Below are 1,464 nucleotides of genomic sequence, written 5' to 3'. Positions count from 1 at the left end.
GGGGGGGTGCCCCTATGGGTTTCGTCAAGCTGATGGGGCGGGCTGGGGTTCGTAGAAGGTGCCGTCGCGGAGCATGGCGAAGAGCACGTCGGCTCGTCGTCTTGCGAGGCAGAGGAGGGCTTGGGTGTGGTGCTTTCCCTGGCTGATCTTCTTGTCGTAGTAGGTCCGGGAGACCGGGTCGGCCAGAGCTGCGAACGCGGACAGGAAGAAGGCCCGTTTGAGCTGCTTGTTTCCGCGGCGGGATGGTTGTTCGCCGCGGATCGAGGAGCCGGAACTGCGGGTCGTGGGGGCGAGGCCGGCGTAGGCGGCGAGGTGGGCGGCGGTCGGGAACGAACTGCCGTCACCGACGTCGATGAGGATGCGGGCTCCGGTCCTGACGCCGATCCCCGGCATGGACGTCAGGACCTTCGAAAGAGGGTGGTTCTCCAGCAGTTCCTCGATCCGGGTGGCCAGGAGTTTCCGCTGGTCGAGCACTGCTCGGAGCGAGTTGGCGAGGCTGGGGACGATCAGAGCGGCCGCGTCGGTGCCCGGGACGACGACGGTCTGTTCGTCCAGCGCGGTGAAGATGTCTTCGACGAGCCGCTCGGCCATCCGCGGAGCCTTCGGACGTATCAGCGCAATGAGCCGTCGGCGTCCGGCTTTGCGGATCTGGGCCGGGGAGCCGAACTGGTCGAGGAGCGTGAGCACGGCCGGGTGCTGGACGCGCGGGCCCAGGACCCGTTCCAGCGACGGGTGGATCTGCGTGAGCAGGCCCCGCAGGCGGTTGCTGATGCGGGTTGCTTCGCCGGCCAGGTCGTCGTCGAAGCCGACGATCATCTCCAGCTCGGCGATGGTCTCGTCCTGGAGGTCGACCGAGCGGAGTGTGTGCGGCATGACGCGGGCCGCGTCCGCGATGACGAACGCGTCGCGGGCATCGGTCTTGGCCTCGCCGGGATAGAGGTCGGCGATCCGCCGCATCGTCAGGCCGGGCAGATAGGCAACCGGGCAGCCCATGTCGCGGGCCACGGCCAGCGGCAGGGCGCCGATGGAGGCCGGCTGGTCGACCACCACGAGCACGGTCCCGTGCTTGGCCTGCAGTTTGCCGAACACTTCGCGGAGTTTCGGCTCGCTGTTGGGCAGGCGCTTGTCGAAGGCTTTCTTCCCGGCCGGGGTGACGGCGGTGGCGTGGTGTTCACCTTTGCCGACATCCAGGCCGAGGAAGGCGCCGATGTCACTGACGTCGATCACGTGCATCCTTCGGTCGTCCTCGCCCGGCCGTCCCACGGCACCGATCGCCACATCCACATTACGAAGAGCCTCCCGGCCTGCGAAGAAGCCGGTGGTCATGCCCCTAATCAGCGGTCTGTCGATGCCTCCGGAGCCGGTGACACCACCCCCCAAGACATGCGATCGACAGGGGGAGAAAGTCATGCCAACTCCGAAGGCCGGGCGCCCCATTGCGGGGCTACCAAAAAGGTAATGGGG

At 67.5% G+C, this 1,464-nt stretch carries 1 protein-coding gene; it reads right to left on the bottom strand.

Annotated elements, in window-relative coordinates; translation table 11 throughout:
- Positions 1-24 precede the first annotated feature (24 nt).
- Positions 25-1,233, bottom strand: coding sequence for an IS110 family RNA-guided transposase (locus tag ACZ5VD_RS43915; RefSeq protein ID WP_468555354.1), 1,209 nt, complete (start codon positions 1,231-1,233; stop codon positions 25-27).
- Positions 1,234-1,464 lie beyond the last annotated feature (231 nt).

The sequence above is a fragment of the Streptomyces sp. NPDC032822 genome (assembly GCF_055578825.1).
The sequence above is the reverse complement of the archived record's forward strand: the minus strand, read 5'-3'. Positions and strand labels throughout refer to the sequence as shown.

Excerpts from the sequence above, each read along its gene's own strand:
- ACZ5VD_RS43915 (WP_468555354.1), bottom strand. The coding sequence starts at position 1,233 with ATGCACGTGATCGACGTCAGTGACATCGGCGCCTTCCTCGGCCTGGAT.